This is a genomic window from Pseudomonas sp. G5001 (assembly GCF_013385475.1).
In the GTDB taxonomy this organism is placed as follows: Bacteria; Pseudomonadota; Gammaproteobacteria; order Pseudomonadales; family Pseudomonadaceae; genus Aquipseudomonas.
In genome coordinates, this window is sequence record NZ_JACAPZ010000015.1 from 58373 (window position 1) to 77607 (window position 19235).

A 19235-nucleotide genomic window follows, 5' to 3' on the forward strand; every position below is an offset into this window, starting at 1 on the left:
AGGCCAGGCGCCCGGCGGGCGGTGCCTGGCGAGCAGATTGCCGCATGGCGGTGGCCCTGTCGAGCACTCGCAATTGTGCTGATTTCGTCATCGCAGCCTGCGCAAAACATCAATCGCGGCGCCGTTGATGGGTTCACTGTATGGCCACTGCATGCCTATCCAATAACCCACAAGAAGGCGCCGCCATGTCAGCCCAAGGCAAGTTCAAGAAACAGCTTTCATTGATCGACCTCACCTTTATCGGACTGGGAGCGATCTTCGGTTCGGGCTGGCTGTTCGCGGCCAGTCACGTCTCCGCCATCGCCGGACCGGCGGGGATTTTTTCCTGGTTGCTGGGCGGCTTCGCCGTGTTGCTGCTGGGCATTGTGTATTGCGAACTGGGGGCGGCATTGCCCCGCGCCGGCGGCGTGGTGCGCTACCCGGTCTATTCCCACGGCCCGCTGCTGGGCTACCTGATGGGCTTTATCACGCTGATCGCGTTTTCAAGCCTGGTGGCAATTGAAGTGGTCGCCTCGCGCCAATACGCCGCGGCGTGGTTTCCCGAGTTGACGCAGGCGGGTTCCAGCAACCCCACCGTCCTCGGCTGGTTCGTGCAGTTTGCGCTGCTCTCGCTGTTTTTCGCCCTCAACTACCGCAGCGTGAAGACCTTCGCCATGGCCAATAACCTGGTCAGCGTGTTCAAGTTCATCGTGCCCCTGCTGGTGATCGGCGTGCTGTTCACCTTTTTCAAGCCGGAGAATTTCCACGCCCAGGGCTTCGCGCCGTTCGGCCTGTCGGGGATTGAAATGGCCGTGTCTGCCGGCGGGGTGATTTTCGCCTACCTGGGCCTGACGCCGATCATCTCGGTGGCCAGCGAAGTGAAGAACCCGCAACGCACCATTCCAATTGCACTGATCCTGTCGGTGCTGCTCTCCACTGCAATCTACGTGCTGTTGCAGACCGCTTTCCTCGGCGGCATCCCCACCGAAATGCTCGCCAACGGCTGGGCCGGCGTCGCCAAGGAACTGGCCCTGCCGTACCGCGACATCGCGCTCGCCCTGGGCGTGGGCTGGCTGGCGTACCTGGTGGTCGCCGACGCCGTGATCTCCCCCAGCGGCTGCGGCAATATCTACATGAACGCCACGCCACGGGTGATCTACGGCTGGGCGCAAACCGGAACCTTCTTCAAGATCTTCACCCGCATCGACGAAAAGTCCGGCATCCCGCGCCCGGCGCTGTGGCTGACCTTTGGCCTGTCGGTGTTCTGGACCCTGCCCTTCCCGTCGTGGGAAGCGCTGATCAACGTGGTGTCCGCCGCGCTGGTGTTGAGCTACGCCGTGGCGCCGGTATCCGTGGCCGCCCTGCGCCGCAATGCGCCTGACCTGCCGCGCCCGTTCCGGGTCAAGTGGATGGGCTTGCTCGGCCCGCTGTCGTTCATCATCGCCGCGCTGATCGTCTACTGGTCCGGCTGGAGCACCGTGTCGTGGCTGCTCGGCCTGCAAATCCTGATGTTCGTGGTGTACCTGCTGTGCGGCCGTTTTGTGCCGACCCTGCACCTGAGCCTGGGCCGCCAGGTTCGCTCCTCCGCCTGGCTGATCGGCTTCTACGCCGTGACCATCATCCTGTCGAAGCTCGGCAGCTTCGGTGGCCTGGGCATCCTCGGCCATCCCTTCGACACCGTGGTCGTCGCCGCTTGCGCGCTGGGGATCTATTACTGGGGCGCGGCCACCGGCGTGCCGGCGCACCTGGTTCGCCTGGAAACCGAAGACGACGAAAGCGAAGCCCCTGAGCCCGACATCGGCCGAGTGCAGCTTGCTTCCTGAGCCTCAGCCAACCACTGGATGGATTGTTCTATGAAACGAGTGCACATCATTGATTCCCACACCGGCGGCGAACCCACGCGCCTGGTGATGACGGGGTTTCCCACGTTGGCCGGCGAGACCATGGTCGACAAGCTCGACGACCTGCGCACCCGGCATGACCAATGGCGCAGGGCGTGCCTGCTGGAGCCCCGTGGCAACGATGTACTGGTGGGCGCGCTGTATTGCGCGCCGGTCTCGGCCGATGCCACCTGCGGCGTGATTTTCTTCAATAACGCCGGCTACCTCGGCATGTGCGGCCACGGCACCATCGGCCTGGTTGCCTCGCTGCATCACCTGGGGCAGATCGCGCCGGGGGTGCACAAGATCGACACGCCGGTCGGCCCGGTCAGCGCCACGTTGCACGCCGACGGCGCGGTCACGTTGCGCAATGTGCCCGCCTATCGCTATCGCCAGCATGTCTCGGTGCAAGTGCCTGGACATGGCTTGGTCTACGGCGATATCGCCTGGGGCGGCAATTGGTTCTTCCTGGTTTCCGATCATGGCCAAGCGCTGGAAATGGACAACGTCGAAGCCCTGACCGACTACACCTGGACAATGCTCAAGGCCCTCGAAGCCCAGGGCATCCACGGCGAAGACGGTGCCCTGATCGACCATATCGAACTGTTCGCCGACGACCCCCAGGCCGACAGCCGCAACTTTGTCATGTGCCCAGGCAAGGCCTACGACCGCTCGCCCTGCGGCACCGGCACCAGCGCCAAGCTCGCATGCCTGGCGGCCGACGGGAAACTCGCCGCCGGTGAGCCGTGGATACAAGCCAGCATCACCGGCAGCCAATTCGAAGGCAGCTATGAATGGGAGGGCGAACGTGTGCGCCCTTCCATCACCGGCCGCGCCTACATGACCGCCGACAGCACCTTGCTGATCGACGAACAGGACCCCTTCGCGTGGGGCATCTGAACCGCCCCCGCCCCTTCAATCAAACTGGAGCTGAAACAATGAATACCACTATCTTCACCGGTTGCATCCCTGCATTGATGACGCCGTGCACCGCCCAGCGCAAACCGGACTTTGACGCACTGGTCGCCAAGGGCCGCGAACTGATCGATATCGGCATGAGCGCGGTGGTGTACTGCGGCTCTATGGGCGACTGGCCGTTGCTGACCGAGGCCGAGCGCCAGGAAGGCGTGGCGCGCCTGGTGGCCGCCGGTGTGCCGACCATCGTCGGCACCGGCGCGGTCAACAGCCGTGAAGCCGTGGCCCATGCAGCGCATGCGGCGAAGGTCGGCGCCCATGGTTTGATGGTCATCCCGCGGGTGCTGTCCCGTGGCGCATCGGCGACGGCGCAAAAAGATCACTTTGCAGCCATCCTCAAGGCGGCGCCAAACCTGCCGGCGGTGATCTACAACAGCCCTTACTACGGCTTCGCCACCCGCGCCGACCTGTTCTTCGAACTGCGTCGCGAGTACCCGAACCTGATCGGCTTCAAGGAATTCGGCGGTGCTGCAGACCTGCGCTACGCGGCCGAACACATCACCTCCAAGGACGATGACGTGACCTTGATGGTCGGCGTGGATACCCAAGTGGTGCACGGCTTCGTCAACTGCAACGCCACCGGCGCAATCACCGGCATCGGCAATGCACTGCCACGGGAAGTCCTGCAACTGGTGGCCTTGAGCAAGAAAGCCGCCAAGGGCGACGCCACTGCACGTCGCCAGGCGCGGGAGTTGGAGTCGGCGCTGGCGGTGCTGTCGTCCTTCGACGAAGGCTGCGACCTGGTGCTGTTCTACAAACATCTGATGGTGCTCAACGGCGACAAGGAATACACCCTGCACTTCAACGAGACCGATGCCCTCAGCGATGCCCAGCGTCGTTATGCAGAGAACCAGTACGCGCTGTTCCGCCAGTGGTACGCCAACTGGTCGGCCGAGCAGAACGTCGCTTAACACTATTCAAGGCAGCAAAAATCAAATGTGGGAGCTGTCGAGCTCCGGCGAGGCTGCGATGGGATCACTGCGGTGTACCTGCCAGACCGCAGCGCCTGCATCGCAGCCTCGCTGGGGCTCGACAGCTCCCACAGTGGATTCTCTTCGCCAAGCCCATCTTTACTTTCCAGGACTACGCCATGACTCTGACGGGCACCATGCTGATTGGTCAGCACTCCATTCCAGGCAGCCGCGAGGCCATCCGGGCGATCAATCCTGCCACCAACCTTGCGTTGGAACCCGCCTACGCCGGCGGCACCGCCGAACATGTCGAACACGCCTGTGCGTTGGCCTGGAGCGCCTTCGATAACTATCGCGAAACGCCGTTGGCGGCTCGCGCCGAATTCCTTGAAACCATCGCCAACGAAATCGAAGCCCTGGGCGATGAACTGATTGAACGGGCGATGGCCGAGACCGGCCTGCCCCGCCCACGCATCCAGGGCGAACGCGGGCGTACCTGCCAGCAATTGCGCACCTTTGCCCGCACCGTGCGCGCGGGTGAATGGCTGGATGTGCGGGTGGATACTGCACAACCGGAACGCCAGCCGCTGCCTCGCTCGGACCTGCGTCAACGCCACGTACCGCTGGGGCCGGTGGCCGTGTTCGGCGCGAGCAATTTTCCGCTGGCATTCTCGGTGGCGGGCGGTGATACCGCGTCGGCACTGGCGGCCGGTTGCCCGGTGATCGTGAAGGCACACGGCGCGCATCCTGGCACCAGCGAACTGGTGGGCCGCGCGGTGGCCCGGGCCGTTCAGCAATGTGGCCTGCCTGAGGGTGTGTTTTCGCTGTTGTATGGCTCGGGCCGCGAGGTCGGTATCGCGCTGGTGTGCGATCCGCGCATCAAGGCCGTGGGTTTCACCGGTTCGCGCAGCGGCGGTATTGCCTTGTGCCAGGCGGCCCAGGCGCGCCCCGAGCCGATCCCGGTGTATGCAGAGATGAGCTCGATCAATCCGGTCTACCTGTTTCCCGCTGCGTTGAGCGCACGCGGTGAAGCATTGGCACAAGGTTTTGTCGCGTCCCTGACCCAGGGTGCCGGCCAGTTCTGCACCAACCCCGGGGTGGTGATTGCCGTTGCAGGGCAAGCGCTGGACCACTTCGTCGGCACGGCTGCCAACCTGCTTCAACACAGCACTGCCCAGACCATGCTGACACCGGGGATCTTCAAGGCTTACGAAGACGGTGTCAGCGCCCTGACCCGGCATGCTCAGCTCGCAGGTACCGGTCTGCCGGCAGAAGGGCCGAACCAGGGACAGGCCCATTTGTTCGTGACCCAGGCCCGGGACTTTCTCGCCAATCACAGCCTGCAAGCCGAGATATTCGGCGCCGCGTCATTGATCGTGCAATGTGCCAACGTCGATGAGGTCCGCCGGGTCAGCGAACACCTGGAGGGCCAACTGACCGCCACACTGCATCTGGATGACGACGACCTGGCAACTGCCCGCGCGCTGCTGCCGACCCTGGAACGCAAGGCCGGCCGCCTGCTGGTCAACGGCTGGCCGACCGGCGTTGAAGTGTGTGATGCGATGGTGCACGGAGGACCATTCCCGGCCACCTCGGACTCACGCACCACCTCGGTGGGCACCGCCGCGATCCTGCGATTCCTGCGGCCGGTGTGCTACCAGGATTTCCTGGATAGCTTGCTGCCGACGGCCCTGCAACACGGCAACCCATTGCTGCTGCGGCGCTTGCTCGACGGTCAGAGGGAAGCCTAGAACATGTCCGATAACGTCATGCCAGACATCGCCGTAGTGGGCGCCGGCATCATCGGCGTCGCCTGCGCGCTGCAACTGGCGCGCCAGGGCCGGCGGGTGGTCATCATCGATCAGCAGGAACCCGGCCACGGCGCCTCGTTCGGCAATGCCGGCCACCTGGCGACCGAGCAAGTGTTCCCCATCGCGGATGCGTCGATCCTGACGCGTTTGCCCGCCATGCTCATGGACCCGATGGGCCCGCTGCGCCTGGACTGGAAATACCTGCCGCGTGCACTGCCGTGGTTTACCCGGCTGCTGCTGAACCTGCGCCCGGCGCCCTTCCAGCGCACCGTCGCCGGGATCCGCGCGCTCAATGAAGGCAGCCTGGGCGCCTGGCACCGGCTGCTGGGCAGCATCGAGCGCCCGCACCTGATGCGCGAAGACGGCTCGTTGCTGGTCTTCGAGCGCGCCGAGTCGCGACAGGCCATTGATGCATTGCTGGCACGCATGAGTCAGCAGGAAGTGCCGGTGGACCACTGGCACGCCAGCGGGGTGCAGGACGCGGCGCCACAACTCAGCAAAGGGATTCAGGGCGGGTTGTTCTTTCCTCGCACCGGGCATTTTCTCGATCCCTATGGGGTGGTTTGCGAGCTGATGGAAGCGGCCAAAGCCAGCGGGGTGCAATTTCTCAAGCGCCAGGTCGTGGGCGGGAAGCTGGACGAGCACGGTGTTTCATTGCGGACTGACCAAGGCACCGTGGCCGCGCGCCAGGTGTTGATCGCATGCGGTGCGCACTCAGCCAGCCTGACCGGCGCACTGACTGGCAAAAAGGTCCCGCTGGATACAGAGCGCGGCTATCACCTGATGTTGCCCCATGAGCATGGACGGTTGCCGTTTGCGGTCACGTCATTGGAGCGCAAGTTCATCATGACGCCCATGGACGGCGGATTGCGGCTGGCAGGTACCGTGGAGTTCGCCGGCCTTGATCGCCCACCGAACATGGAACGCGCGTGGCAGTTGCATCGACTGAGCCAGGGGCTGTTTCGTCGTGACTTGAGTGCCGAGGACGCAACGCCGTGGATGGGGTTTCGCCCTTCCCTGCCGGACTCGCTGCCGATTATCGACAAGGTGTGCGAGGGCAAGGTGCTGCTTGCCTTTGGGCATCAGCATCTGGGCCTGACGCAGGCTGCGGTGACGGCGGAGTTGATTGCACGGCTGGCATCGCCTGCGGCCGCGTCCAACGGGCTGCCGGCGCTTGAGCCCTACCGGCTGGATCGTTTCTGAGATCATCGGAAACGTCTTGCTACTGTTTCGCACTTTCGGCGATACAAGGCAGGTCATTATCGTGCATGACCTTACGGTTACGCTCCGTTGAGAACCTGCCTTGAACAACCACACCTGTATGCAGCCCCGTCCATCGATGCGCAGAACGCTCCGAAGCGTTGCTTGCGGCATGCTCGCCCTATTGCTCTGCACGACAGCCCTGGCAGAACCGGGCATGCCGCTTGGCCAGAAGTCATTCGAAGCGTATCGCGCCGCTACCTTGCAATGGCTGCGGGACCATCGTGACTTCCAGGGCACCGACAAGGATGCCGAACTCAACTGGAACGCCCCGCAGGAATGGCGCCCGGCTGGTGCCCCCAAGCGCGGGATCATTCTCGTGCATGGCCTGGGTGACTCACCCTGGTCTTTCCACGATATCGGCAGCGCACTGGCCGCCCGCGGCTTCCTGGTCAGGACCGTGCTGCTGCCCGGCCACGGCACGCAACCGGCCGACATGCTGCAGGTGCGCATGGAAGACTGGCGCCGGGTGGTGGACGAACAGGCTGCGATCCTTCGCGCAGAGGTGGGAGAAATCTACCTCGGCGGCTTTTCCACCGGCGCCAACCTGGTACTCGACTACGCCTACAAACACGACGACGTCGCGGGGCTGCTGCTGTTCTCTCCCGCGTTCCAGTCCAGCATGACCTACGACTGGCTGACACCCCTGATCAGTTGGGCGCGCCCCTGGCTGCTGGCGCCAGACGCCAGCCGGCCACAACAGAGCCTGGTGCGCTACATGACAGTGCCCACCAACGGTTTTGCCCAGTTCTACCGCAGCAGCCGGCTAGCCCGCCAGGACCTGGAGCGGCGCCCCTATGACAAGCCGGTGTTCATTGCCGTCGCAGCCCACGACTCAGTACTCGATACGCACTACGTGCTGGAGACCTTCCAGCAACGCTTCAGCAACCCCCATAGCCGCCTCGCCTGGTACGGCACATTGCCAGAGAGCGCCTGGGATACCCGCCGTGTAAAAGCGCGTACCGACTACCTGCCGGAGTTGCGGATCAGCCAGTTCTCCCACATGGGGTTGCTGTTCTCACCCGACAACGCTCTGTATGGCGAACAGGGCAGCCTGCGGTTTTGCTGGAACGGCCAGACGGACGACGCAACCCGCGCCTGCGAACAAGGGGCCGACGTGTGGTATTCGGACTGGGGCTACCGTGAGCCGGGCAAGATGCACGCGCGGTTGACGTTCAATCCGTATTTCACCTGGCAGCTTGGGGTGATTGACGAGGTCCTGGGCAAGCAGGACCTGGCGAGTCATTAAACGGCAAATCCGGTAAACCGCGTTTATCCCGCGACGCCCAGGAACGGCAGCGCCAGGTACAACTTGATCACGATCGCATTGGTGATATCGATGAAAAAGGCGCCCACCATCGGCACCACCAGAAATGCAATCTGCGATGGCCCGAAACGCTGGGTCACCGCCTGCATGTTCGCAATGGCAGTTGGCGTGGCACCGAGCCCGAAACCGCAGTGCCCCGCCGCCAGGACCGCCGCGTCATAGTTGCTCCCCATCACCCGGAACGTCACGAAAATCGCAAACAGCGCCATCATCAACGCCTGCGCAGCCAGCAGGATGAAAATCGGCAGGGCCAGCGCGGCGAGGTCCCAGAGCTTGAGCGACATCAATGCAATCGCCAGGAACAACGACAGGCTGACATTCCCGAGCACCGAGACTTCGCGCTCGAATACCTGGTGCCAGCCGAGCGCCGACAGGCCATTACGCAACACCACACCGACAAACAAGACACACACAAACGTCGGCAGCTCAAAGGCCGTGCCCTGGATAAAACCGCTGAGGAACGTGCCCACTTGCAGGCTGATGGCGAGCAGCGCCAGGGTCTCGATAAACGAGAAGGAGGTGATCATGCGCTCTTGATTCGGCTGCTCGAATCCTTTTGGCCCACGCGGTTGTACCGGCGCCAGGGCGGGCGTCTGGACGCGCTTGATCAGCAGGCGAGCGACCGGGCCGCCAATCAGGCCGCCGAGCACCAGGCCAAAGGTCGCGGAAGCAATGGCCAGTTCGGACGCCGACGCCACGCCATACTTCTCGCTGAACACCGCGCCCCAGGCCGCGCCGGTCCCGTGCCCACCCGACAGCGTAATGGAGCCCGCCAACAACCCCATCAACGGATCGAGCCCCAGCGCCTTGGCCAGCGCAATCCCCATCGCGTTCTGGACCACCAGGAGCGCCGTCACCACCAGCAGGAAAATCCCCAGCACCCGCCCGCCTTTCTTCAGGCTGGCAAAATCCGCATTCAAACCAATGGTGCCAAAGAAAGCCAACATCAGTGGCGTCTGCAGCGACGAATCAAACCGGACCTCAATGCCAGCGAGCATACGCAGGACCAGGAGCAGCACCGCCACCACTAAACCGCCGGCCACCGGCTCCGGAATATTGTAAGTGCGCAGGAAACCGACTCGAGCGACCAGCCCGCGCCCGAGTAAAAGCACCAGGGAGGCGGCGACCAGCGTTGAATAGAAGTCGAGTTGAAGCATGGGGCAGCTCTCTGTAGTTATTTATGACGAATCGGGGCAGGCCTATCGATCCTTCGGAACAACACAGGAAGAGTAGTAGTACGACGCCATCTTTAACCTCGGAAAAGTCCTAACGTTGCCGAACGGAATCCCCAAGACGTTCAGGCGAAAGACTTGCGAAGCGCAATCTGAAGGGGCACGACGAGAAAATCGAGTGCATGACAATGGCTGCAGAACTGCGTCTGGACGGGCGCTTTACAGGTTCCGCGGCATCCTGCCGACTCAGCGCCCATTCGAATTTGACAATCTCCGGCGTCCTGTCCAAAGCCACCTATAATCATGTCCGGTCGACAGGATCGTCGATGATAAACAGGACAACATCATGCAACGGATCGCTTTCGCAAACGCTTTGCGAGGTATTGCGGCGCTCAGCGTCGTCATTGCCCATTACATTCTGATGTTCAACTACCTCAAAGGTGGCTTCGGTGGCCTGCCACCCCTAGCTGAGCCACCCTTTCCAGCCTGGATGATCAGCATCTTTAATCCGCTCAACAACGTGAACATGGGCGGGTTCGGAGTGGCATTGTTCTTTCTGATCAGCGGTCTGGTAATTCCAATCTCGGTATCCAGCCTGAGCGGAACGGCTCTTGCGAAAACGAAATTCGTGATTGGCCGGCTTTTTCGAATATGGCCTACCTATATCATTGGCCTTCTAATCACCCTGGGTAGCCTTGAAATAGCTGCCTCATATATGGGGAACATCACGACCTACACGACTCTCCAGGTCCTCGCGCAAATGTCTTTGTTTCGAGACTGGTTTGGCAGTTCCGCACCGCTGGATGGCGTGGTGTGGACACTGGAGGTTGAAATCAAGTTCTACCTGATCGTGCTTCTGTGTTGGTCAATGATTACCAAGGGAAAATTGCTGCCGCTCGTGTTGCTGGGCGTCGCAACTGTGCTGGCCGCGAACCTATACCCTGGAGATATTTATCTCACCGGTCCGTTGGCCGCGTTCGTCTTCCCGTTCAAATACATTTTTTTCATGATGATCGGCGTTGCGTTCAACTATTACTACCGTGGACTGTTAAGCCTTGAAAAGCTGTTCGGCATAACCATCTGTATGCTCTGCGTGTTCGGGTATAGCGGGTTCACTGAAGGCTGGCCGTTTGAAGTGATCGCTGCCTACTTTATGGCATTTGCGCTGTTTACCGTGTTCTACCTGTTTTGCAGCAACTGGACGGGGCCCCCGGTATTCAATTTTCTGGCCGATATCAGCTATCCGCTATACGCCTGCCATGGGGCGTTTGGTATTGTCGGGATGCGGATTATGATTGACCAGGGGATCAGCCCGATTCCTGCCCTCGTTATCCAGTCACTAGCCACCATTTTACTGTCCTGGCTTATCCATCAGGGGGTTGAAGCCCCTACCCACGTACTCGGAAAAAGAATCGCCGGCCTGTTCAGTACAAAGCCAACTAATAATTTGCTACCTGGACAATCCCAATAAAAAGCCCGCTCAATGCGCAATGCTGTTCACTTAAGCGGAGCAGCATTGCGGGTAATCGAATACCGGTTTTTTGACAGCCTCACCGCCCTAAGCCTCGCTGGCCTGGGGCGTTTTGTTATGAAGAGCACACCTATGCTGCCGCGAAGCTCTTCCATGCGTCTTGGCGTGTGTGATGGCGACACGGCGCCAGCCATGGCCACCAAGGAGTCCACGCCAGTCGTCTTGTAGGTAGCGCTCATATCCCCAGGCGTTGGCGATCCTGGGCAGTCCGCTCTTGCCCAGGAGCATCTCCTTGGCAATTCCATCGGCGCAGATATTTAATCAACGGGCGACTTCAATGACCGGCTCGCCCCTGAAAAGGGCCATCCCGACAACCAGCCAAAGCACCATATCCGAAGGCAGACGGCGACGTCGGATCGTTGCTTTATCAGCCAGCGTGGCCGCTGCTTTTATCCATCAGGAATATGATCGGCGAACACCTCAAGACGTGAGAGTGGTCGCTCAGCAAAATTCAGAACGGTGTTTAAATCCTGAGCAACAGGCATAAAAAATCCGAAGTCCTTATCAGACTTCGGATTTTCCGGCTGCTTGAGGATTAGTCAACAATCCTTAAGTGAACAGCATTGCGCTCAATGCGGGCTTTCTTTTCCATGATTATCAGGAAAAAGGTATGGGCTCAACCATATAGCAATCAACGCAGTCTGAAGTGATGACGTTATCCAGAATCAGAGGGGACTCGGTCGCAGGTCGAAGGAACCCGGTACGAATAGACGCTGTATAGACCCCAACGTTTACTGTATTGAGGCGAGCCCTAGCGTTAATCGACACACAATCAATGCTGTAATTCATCCCCATCCCCAAGCCGCAATTTTCACCACCTGAATTAATCACGCGGGTAGAGTCCTGCCCCTCAATGACAACACCCCAGGCGGTCTGTTCAGGATCAACACCTGGCTCAGTAGCCGTGCAATAACTATCAAGAATGGTGTTGTACTCGCCACCGTTGTCCAGCAGCAGCATGCAGCGCCCGGTCCAGTCAACCGACGTGATGTTCTCTATAACACAGTGTTGTGCGTAGTGCAGATGCAGGCCAACCGCAGCGTCCCCGGTGAACTCAAGGTTGCGGATATACACGTTTTTAATCGGGTCACATAAAGCCACGATTGCGCCCAAGGGATGATCACGTTTGATTACGCGATTAACAATCAATGAGTTAGCCAGCACATATATAACCTGGCGAACCTCCAGGGGGCCGTCAAGTGGCATAGGGTAGGTTGCAAAATCGGTTGAAGCGTCCGAGATGACGATCCAGGAACCGTTTGTGTACGGAGTCGTGTCGGCCACGGAGATTTCGGTCGTATTGACGTAGGCCGGCGCGGTCAAATAACTGCCCGGGCGAACATTGCCTTGGTAGTCGATGGCGGCATAACTTGGATCTGTGGGGTCCAGCGGGTTACGGCCGATCCCTGAAACGTCAATAGTGACCTTATCGATCCCTGGGGCAGGCTCGATGATCTGCCCACTGTAGGGCCAGTTGTCATCACGGTTTAGCAGGACTGTTGTCCCGATAGGGCAGTCAGTGCCATTGATTTGAATCCAACGGTATCCGGCCTTCATCACCGACTGGAGTTGAGGGCCGTTATCCGCAGAAGGATTCGGGGTAAAAACATAAGGGGTATCGATGTAAATTGACATATGACTTCTCCTGATTTCCCATGGCCATTTTTCGGCGAAACAACTGTACATGCATACAGCTAAAAATCCTACAAAAGCAGCACTCTCAATGCTCACTTTATTGCCCACAGACACCGACATACGCATCACACGCGCCGGACGCGTGATCAAGCCGTTATCGCGTTCAGTGAGGCTCATGGGAGACGGGAAAAGAAGATGCCGAAGCACGCTCAGAAAGGCGCAACGGGACAAAAATCGACAAGCCAGGAGGAGCCGCCGAATCGTCATTCTGAGGGGGTAGGTTGTAAAGGCTTCGCAAATCGCAACAAAAAAGGGCCCACCTTTCGGTGAGCCCTTCTAGACCGCCCAGCAGAGCGGATTTTGTTTGGTAGGCGCGATTGGACTCGAACCAACGACCCCCACCATGTCAAGGTGGTGCTCTAACCAACTGAGCTACGTGCCTGCTGTGAGGCGGCATTCTACGGAATTCCCGAGGGGTGTCAACACCTTTTTTGCAGCTAAGCCTATGAATATGCGAATTTTTTATTTGTGGCCAGCACAACGGTATTTTCCGGCGGCTGGCAGCGGATTTTCAACTCAGGTAGGATCGGCGCACTCGTAAAAAATATAAAACAGAGGTTCCAGGATGGCGAACACCCCCTACCCCCAGTCGTATTACGCCGCGTCCGCGAATGCGGTACCTCCTCGCCCAGAGCTGCAAGGTGAAGTCGAAACCGATGTGTGCGTGATTGGCGCCGGTTATACCGGCCTGTCCAGTGCGCTGTTCCTGCTGGAAAACGGCTTTCGCGTGACAGTGCTGGAAGCTGCCAAGGTAGGCTTTGGCGCGTCGGGCCGCAATGGTGGGCAGATCGTCAACAGCTACAGCCGTGATATCGATGTGATCGAGCGCAGTGTCGGCCCCCAGCAGGCGAAATTACTCGGCGACATGGCATTTGAAGGCGGCAGGATCATTCGGGAGCGGGTGGCCAAGTATCAGATCCAGTGCGATCTGAAGGACGGCGGTGTATTTGCGGCACTGAACAGCAAGCACATGGGCCACCTGGAGTCGCAGAAGCGCCTGTGGGAGCGCTACGGCCACACCCAGCTGGAGCTGCTGGACGAGCGGCGCATTCGAGAAGTGGTCGCCTGTGACAACTATGTGGGCGGCCTGCTCGACATGAGCGGCGGGCACATTCACCCGCTGAACCTGGCGCTGGGCGAAGCGGCAGCCGTGGAGTCCCTGGGCGGCACCATTTATGAGCAGTCGGCGGCGACTCGCATCGAGCGCGGCGCCAATCCGGTGGTGCATACGGCGCACGGCAAGGTCAGGGCCAAATTCATTATTGTCGCGGGCAACGCCTATCTGGGGAACCTGGTTCCGGAACTGGCGGCCAAGTCGATGCCGTGTGGTACGCAGGTGATTACCACCGCGCCACTGGGCGATGAACTGGCGAAGACGCTGCTGCCGCAGGATTACTGCGTCGAGGACTGCAATTACCTGCTGGACTACTACCGCCTGACGAGCGACAAGCGCCTGATCTTCGGCGGTGGCGTGGTGTACGGCGCGCGTGACCCGGCGAATATCGAGGCGATCATCCGGCCGAAGATGCTCAAGGCCTTCCCGCAGCTCAAGGACGTGAAGATCGACTACGCCTGGACCGGCAATTTCCTGCTGACCTTGTCGCGCCTGCCGCAGGTCGGTCGCCTGGGGGATAACATCTACTACTCCCAGGGCTGTAGCGGCCATGGCGTGACGTATACCCACCTGGCGGGCAAGGTACTGGCGGAAGCGCTGAGAGGCCAGGCAGAACGTTTTGATGCGTTTGCCGGCCTGCCGCACTACCCCTTCCCCGGCGGACAACTGTTGCGCACGCCGTTTGCGGCGCTGGGGGCCTGGTATTACGGGTTGCGGGACAAGCTGGGATTCTGACCCCGGACCACGGGGCTGGCTTGCCGGCCCCTGTACTTGCCGCCCCGGCACCCAATCGCAGACACAAAAAACCCCGGTCTTTCGACCAGGGTCTTTGCTATCGATCCAACCAAGCCAGCGGCTTGCTTTGGCGTCTCAGGGCGTTCAGTGGGCCCTGGAACAGATATGGCGCAGCGGACGGGACTCGAACCCGCGACCCCCGGCGTGACAGGCCGGTATTCTAACCGACTGAACTACCGCTGCGTATCGCTCAGACTGCTGAAGTGTCACCTTCAACCGCCTTCAAACATCTGACTGACCAACCTTGGCTGTTCAATCTAAAATCTGAAACATCAGACCTGGAAAATATGGCGCAGCGGACGGGACTCGAACCCGCGACCCCCGGCGTGACAGGCCGGTATTCTAACCGACTGAACTACCGCTGCGCGTCGGTGCAACCTTTAACGTTGCGTCTTGCCCTAGGGCAAAACTCTCAAGAAGTGGTGGGTGATGACGGGATCGAACCGCCGACCCTCTGCTTGTAAGGCAGATGCTCTCCCAGCTGAGCTAATCACCCTTTGCTTCGTTGAGGCCGCGAAATTTACGCAGGTAGCGGACCTAAGTCAATAGCCTGCTTGAAGTTTTTCTGAAAAAGACAAAATGGCTTCAGGACCGCGACCCGCCCTACTCGGTGTAAATCATCTTCTTGCTCATGCCGCCGTCGACGACGAACTCTTGCCCGGTGACAAACCCGGCATTGCGCGACAGCAACCACGCCACCATCGCCGCTACGTCTTCCACAGTGCCTACCCTGCCCGCCGGGTGCTGGGCGTGATCCGCATCCGTCAGCGGCTCGGCACGGCGTGCAGCCGGGTCACGGGCATCGATCCAGCCCGGGCTGACGGCATTGACCCGTACTTCCGGCCCGAGGCTGATAGCCAACGCGTGGGTCAGGGCCAGCAAACCGCCCTTGCTCGCCGCATAGGCTTCGGTGTCCGGTTCCGACTGGCGTGCCCGGGTCGACGCCAGGTTGACGATGGCGCCGCCGTGGGCCCGCAGGTAGGGCGCACAGTGCTTGGCCAGCAACATGGGACCACTGAGGTTCACCGCCAGTACACGATTCCAGTAAGCCAGGTCGAGACTTTCCAGGGTGATGTTGCGCGGGTCGGCCACAGCGGCATTGCACACCAGCGCATCCAGGCGCCCGAACTGGCCAAGTACCTCGGCCACGCCCTGGGCAACCTGCCGCTCATCGGCCACGTCCATGGTAATAAACCAGGCGTTGTCGCCGAGCACCTTGGACACCTTGGAACCGCGCTCACGGTCCAGGTCCGTCAATACCACCTGCCAGCCTTCGCTGATCAACCAGGCGGCAATCCCCAGGCCGATGCCCCGCGCCGCGCCGGTCACCAGCGCGACCCGCCCGTTACTGGCGCTCGCCGCCTCCATGGACCACTCGATCACAGGGCAGCCAACCCACGGGCCAGGTCGGCCTGCAGGTCAGCGACGTCTTCCAGGCCCACCGCAATGCGGATCAGGCTGTCACGGATCCCGGCAGCTTCACGCTCCTGCGGCGCCAGGCGGCCGTGGGAGGTGGTGCTCGGGTGAGTGATAGTGGTCTTGCTGTCACCCAGGTTGGCGGTGATGGAGATCAAGCGAGTCGCATCGATAAAGCGCCAGGCGCCCTCTTTGCCGCCCTTGACCTCGAAACTCACCACGGCGCCGAATCCACGTTGCTGGCGCTGGGCCAACTCGTGTTGCGGGTGACTCTTGAGGCCGGCGTAGTGGACTTTCTCGATGCCGTCCTGCTGCTCCAGCCACTCGGCCAGGGCCTGGGCGTTGGCACAATGGGCCTTCATCCGTAGGCTCAAGGTCTCCAGGCCTTTAAGGAAGATCCAGGCGTTGAACGGGCTCAGGGTCGGGCCGGCGGTGCGCAAGAAGCCCACCACTTCCTTCATCTGCTCGCTGCGGCCGGCAACCACGCCCCCCATGCAACGGCCCTGGCCGTCGATGAATTTGGTGGCCGAGTGCACAACGATGTCTGCGCCCAGCTTCAGCGGCTGCTGCAATGCAGGGGTGCAGAAGCAGTTGTCGACGATCAGCATCGTGCCCTTGGCGTGGGCCACTTCGGACAATGCGGCAATGTCCACCAGCTCGGCCAATGGATTGGACGGCGACTCGACGAACAGCAATTTGGTGTTGGCCTTGATGGCCGCGTCCCAGCCGGACAGGTCCGCCAGCGGCACGTAGTCGACTTCAATACCAAAACGCTTGAAGTACTTTTCGAACAGGCTGATGGTCGAACCAAACACGCTGCGCGATACCAGGACGTGGTCGCCGGCGCTGCACAGGCTCATGACTACCGCGAGAATCGCGGCCATGCCCGTGGCAGTGGCGACAGCTTGCTCGGCGCCTTCCAGCGCGGCGATACGCTCTTCGAACGCGCGCACGGTCGGGTTGGTGTAACGCGAATAAACGTTGCCCGGTACTTCACCGGCAAAACGCGCAGCGGCGTCGGCCGCAGTGCGGAACACATAGCTGGAGGTAAAGAACATCGGGTCACCGTGCTCACCTTCCGGGGTGCGGTGCTGGCCGGCGCGCACAGCCAGGGTATCGAAAGCTACGCCATCGAGGTCGCTGTCCAAGCGACCGGCATCCCATTCCTGACTCATGCTCTACTCCTCAACTCGAATGCTTTATCAAAGATACAAAACCGGCCCCTCAGGGCCGGTGTCTACTCAGTTGTTGTACAGGTCGATGATCGCGCTGACCGCCTGGGTCTTGATCTTCGAGGAATCGTTACGGGCCTGCTCGATCTTGTTCAGGTAGGCCTCGTCGACATCGCCGGTGACGTACTTGCCGTCGAACACCGCGCAATCGAACTCCTCGATCTTGATCTTGCCACCACCGACGGCTTCGATCAGGTCCGGCAGGTCCTGGTAGATCAGCCAGTCGGCGCCGATCAGGTCCGCAACGTCCTGGGTCGAACGGTTGTGGGCGATCAGTTCGTGGGCGCTCGGCATGTCGATGCCGTACACGTTCGGGTAACGCACGGCAGGCGCGGCGGAACAGAAATAAACGTTCTTCGCACCGGCTTCGCGGGCCATCTGGATGATCTGCTTGCAGGTGGTGCCGCGTACGATGGAGTCATCCACCAGCATCACGTTCTTGCCGCGGAACTCCAGCTCGATCGCGTTGAGCTTCTGGCGCACCGACTTCTTGCGCGCAGCCTGGCCAGGCATGATGAAGGTACGGCCGATGTAACGGTTCTTGACGAAGCCTTCGCGGAATTTCACGCCCAGGTGGTTCGCCAACTCCAGCGCAGCGGTGCGGCTGGTGTCCGGGATCGGGATAACCACGTCGATGTCGTGATCCGGGCGCTCGCGCAGGATCTTGTCCGCCAGCTTCTCGCCCATGCGCAGGCGCGCCTTGTACACCGAAACACCGTCGATGATCGAATCCGGACGCGCCAGGTAGACGTGTTCGAAGATGCACGGGGTGAGTTTCGGGTTCAGTGCGCACTGACGGGTGTGCAGCTTGCCGTCTTCAGTGATGTAGACCGCTTCGCCCGGCGCCAGGTCGCGAATCAGGGTAAAGCCCAGCACGTCCAGGGACACGCTTTCGGAAGCGATCATGTACTCGACGCCTTCGTCGGTGTGACGCTGGCCGAACACGATCGGGCGGATGCCGTGGGGGTCGCGGAAACCGACGATACCGTAGCCGGTCACCATCGCCACTACCGCATAGCCACCGACGCAGCGGTTGTGCACGTCAGTCACGGCAGCGAACACGTCTTCTTCGGTCGGCTGCAGCTTGCCGCGCTGGGCCAGCTCGTGGGCGAACACGTTCAGCAGTACTTCGGAGTCCGAGTTGGTGTTGACGTGGCGCAGGTCAGATTCGTAAATCTCCTTGGCCAGTTGTTCAACGTTGGTCAGGTTGCCGTTGTGCGCCAGGGTGATGCCATAGGGCGAGTTGACGTAGAACGGCTGGGCTTCGGCCGAAGTCGAGCTGCCCGCTGTCGGGTAGCGCACGTGGCCAATGCCCATGTGCCCGACCAGGCGCTGCATGTGGCGCTGATGGAACACGTCACGCACCAGACCATTGTCCTTGCGCAGGAATAACCGGCCGTCGTGGCTGGTCACAATACCGGCAGCATCCTGGCCGCGGTGCTGGAGGACGGTTAGCGCGTCATACAGCGCCTGATTCACGTTCGACTTACCGACGATACCGACGATGCCACACATGCGACGCAACCCCTACTTAATGAATCTTGACTGAACACAACTTACTGAGGCGTTTTGGCCGGCAAGAGGTGTTCCTTGAACGGAAGATCAGCGGGTACGCTGATCCCGCTGGCCAGCCACTGACTGCTCCACCCCAAAATGAGGTTTTTGGACCAATCTGCAACCAATAGAAATTTTGGCACGAGTACCGACTCCTGCCACCACGAATCCTGCTGTACCGGCCCCAGGCTCAACAGCCCGACCGCCACGACCACCAGCAAGCCGCCACGCGCGGCGCCGAAGGCCATGCCGAGAAATCGATCGGTCCCGGAGAGGCCGGTGACGCGTATCAATTCGCCGATAAGATAATTGACCATTGCCCCCACCAACAACGTGGCGATGAACATGATGGCGCAGCCCGCGATGACGCGAGCCGAAGGTGTCTCGATGTATCCGGCCAGGTAGACAGACAATGAACCGCCGAACATCCAGGCTACAACTCCTGCGATGATCCATGTCAGCAGCGACAATGCTTCTTTGACGAAGCCGCGGCTCAGACTGATCAAAGCGGAGATGGCGACGATTGCAACGATCGCCCAATCAACCCAGGTAAATGGCACAGTTCAGCCTACAGACGGATAAG

At 60.8% G+C, this 19235-nt stretch carries 14 protein-coding genes, 4 tRNA genes and 1 pseudogene; 8 read left to right on the forward strand and 11 right to left on the reverse strand.

All coding sequences use genetic code 11. The features are described from left to right. The first annotated feature begins 185 nt into the window (after nucleotides 1-185). From HX805_RS13730 to HX805_RS13755, 6 genes are all read left to right on the forward strand, one after another. Entirely contained in the window at nucleotides 186-1802 is a 1617-nt protein-coding gene (locus HX805_RS13730) for an APC family permease (RefSeq protein WP_008438731.1), read from the forward strand. Between the two features lie 30 nt (nucleotides 1803-1832). Then, nucleotides 1833-2759 carry a 4-hydroxyproline epimerase gene (locus tag HX805_RS13735; protein WP_177009387.1) on the forward strand — a complete coding sequence of 309 codons (927 nt, stop codon included), beginning with the start codon at nucleotides 1833-1835 and terminating at the stop codon, nucleotides 2757-2759. A gap of 38 nt (nucleotides 2760-2797) precedes the next feature. Continuing rightward, the gene (locus HX805_RS13740; protein ID WP_087693960.1) at nucleotides 2798-3745 is read left to right on the forward strand and encodes a dihydrodipicolinate synthase family protein; all 948 of its coding nucleotides are present in this window, start codon (nucleotides 2798-2800) and stop codon (nucleotides 3743-3745) included. Nucleotides 3746-3924: 179 nt separating this feature from the next. Continuing rightward, nucleotides 3925-5496, forward strand: a complete 1572-nt coding sequence (locus tag HX805_RS13745; protein ID WP_177116934.1) for an aldehyde dehydrogenase (NADP(+)) — start codon at nucleotides 3925-3927, stop codon at nucleotides 5494-5496. A 3-nt stretch (nucleotides 5497-5499) separates the two neighbouring features. Continuing rightward, a complete protein-coding gene (locus HX805_RS13750; RefSeq protein ID WP_177116935.1) occupies nucleotides 5500-6759 on the forward strand; it encodes an FAD-binding oxidoreductase in 1260 nt (419 codons plus the stop codon). A gap of 214 nt (nucleotides 6760-6973) precedes the next feature. Next, complete coding sequence (locus HX805_RS13755) at nucleotides 6974-8065, forward strand: carboxylesterase (RefSeq protein WP_250884727.1); 1092 nt, start codon at nucleotides 6974-6976, stop codon at nucleotides 8063-8065. A gap of 23 nt (nucleotides 8066-8088) precedes the next feature. On the opposite strand, the gene gltS is transcribed toward HX805_RS13755, so the two are convergent. Continuing rightward, complete coding sequence (gltS, locus tag HX805_RS13760; protein ID WP_177116936.1) at nucleotides 8089-9300, reverse strand: sodium/glutamate symporter; 1212 nt, start codon at nucleotides 9298-9300, stop codon at nucleotides 8089-8091. 361 nt (nucleotides 9301-9661) lie between these two features. Here gltS and HX805_RS13765 point away from each other — a divergent pair, with 361 nt between their 5' ends. After that, nucleotides 9662-10786, forward strand: coding sequence for an acyltransferase (locus HX805_RS13765; protein ID WP_177080683.1), 1125 nt, complete (start codon nucleotides 9662-9664; stop codon nucleotides 10784-10786). Nucleotides 10787-10990: 204 nt separating this feature from the next. Here the strand turns inward: HX805_RS13765 and HX805_RS13770 are convergent. From HX805_RS13770 to HX805_RS13780, 3 genes and pseudogenes are all read right to left on the reverse strand, one after another. Next, a pseudogene (locus HX805_RS13770) lies at nucleotides 10991-11331 on the reverse strand (transposase domain-containing protein); the annotation flags it as partial. A 112-nt stretch (nucleotides 11332-11443) separates the two neighbouring features. Beyond that, nucleotides 11444-12658, reverse strand: coding sequence for a hypothetical protein (locus HX805_RS13775; protein WP_256344563.1), 1215 nt, complete (start codon nucleotides 12656-12658; stop codon nucleotides 11444-11446). A gap of 188 nt (nucleotides 12659-12846) precedes the next feature. Then, a tRNA-Val gene (locus tag HX805_RS13780) sits at nucleotides 12847-12923 on the reverse strand. A gap of 183 nt (nucleotides 12924-13106) precedes the next feature. Between HX805_RS13780 and HX805_RS13785 the strand changes: the two genes are divergently transcribed. Beyond that, on the forward strand, nucleotides 13107-14390 hold the full coding sequence (locus HX805_RS13785; RefSeq protein WP_003212689.1) for an FAD-binding oxidoreductase: 1284 nt from the start codon (nucleotides 13107-13109) through the stop codon (nucleotides 14388-14390). 166 nt (nucleotides 14391-14556) lie between these two features. Here the strand turns inward: HX805_RS13785 and HX805_RS13790 are convergent. From HX805_RS13790 to HX805_RS13820, 7 genes are all read right to left on the reverse strand, one after another. Beyond that, a tRNA-Asp gene (locus tag HX805_RS13790) sits at nucleotides 14557-14633 on the reverse strand. A gap of 105 nt (nucleotides 14634-14738) precedes the next feature. Further along, nucleotides 14739-14815, reverse strand: a tRNA-Asp gene (locus HX805_RS13795). 55 nt (nucleotides 14816-14870) lie between these two features. Further along, nucleotides 14871-14946, reverse strand: a tRNA-Val gene (locus HX805_RS13800). Nucleotides 14947-15053: 107 nt separating this feature from the next. Next, nucleotides 15054-15818 carry an SDR family oxidoreductase gene (locus HX805_RS13805; protein WP_003212687.1) on the reverse strand — a complete coding sequence of 255 codons (765 nt, stop codon included), beginning with the start codon at nucleotides 15816-15818 and terminating at the stop codon, nucleotides 15054-15056. Between the two features lie 11 nt (nucleotides 15819-15829). Next, nucleotides 15830-17041: an O-succinylhomoserine sulfhydrylase gene (locus HX805_RS13810; RefSeq protein ID WP_177116937.1), complete on the reverse strand. Its 1212-nt coding sequence runs from the start codon at nucleotides 17039-17041 to the stop codon at nucleotides 15830-15832. A gap of 66 nt (nucleotides 17042-17107) precedes the next feature. Then, nucleotides 17108-18613, reverse strand: a complete 1506-nt coding sequence (gene purF, locus HX805_RS13815) for an amidophosphoribosyltransferase (RefSeq protein ID WP_003212683.1) — start codon at nucleotides 18611-18613, stop codon at nucleotides 17108-17110. Nucleotides 18614-18654: 41 nt separating this feature from the next. Next, the gene (locus tag HX805_RS13820; RefSeq protein ID WP_003212681.1) at nucleotides 18655-19212 is read right to left on the reverse strand and encodes a CvpA family protein; all 558 of its coding nucleotides are present in this window, start codon (nucleotides 19210-19212) and stop codon (nucleotides 18655-18657) included. Nucleotides 19213-19235 lie beyond the last annotated feature (23 nt).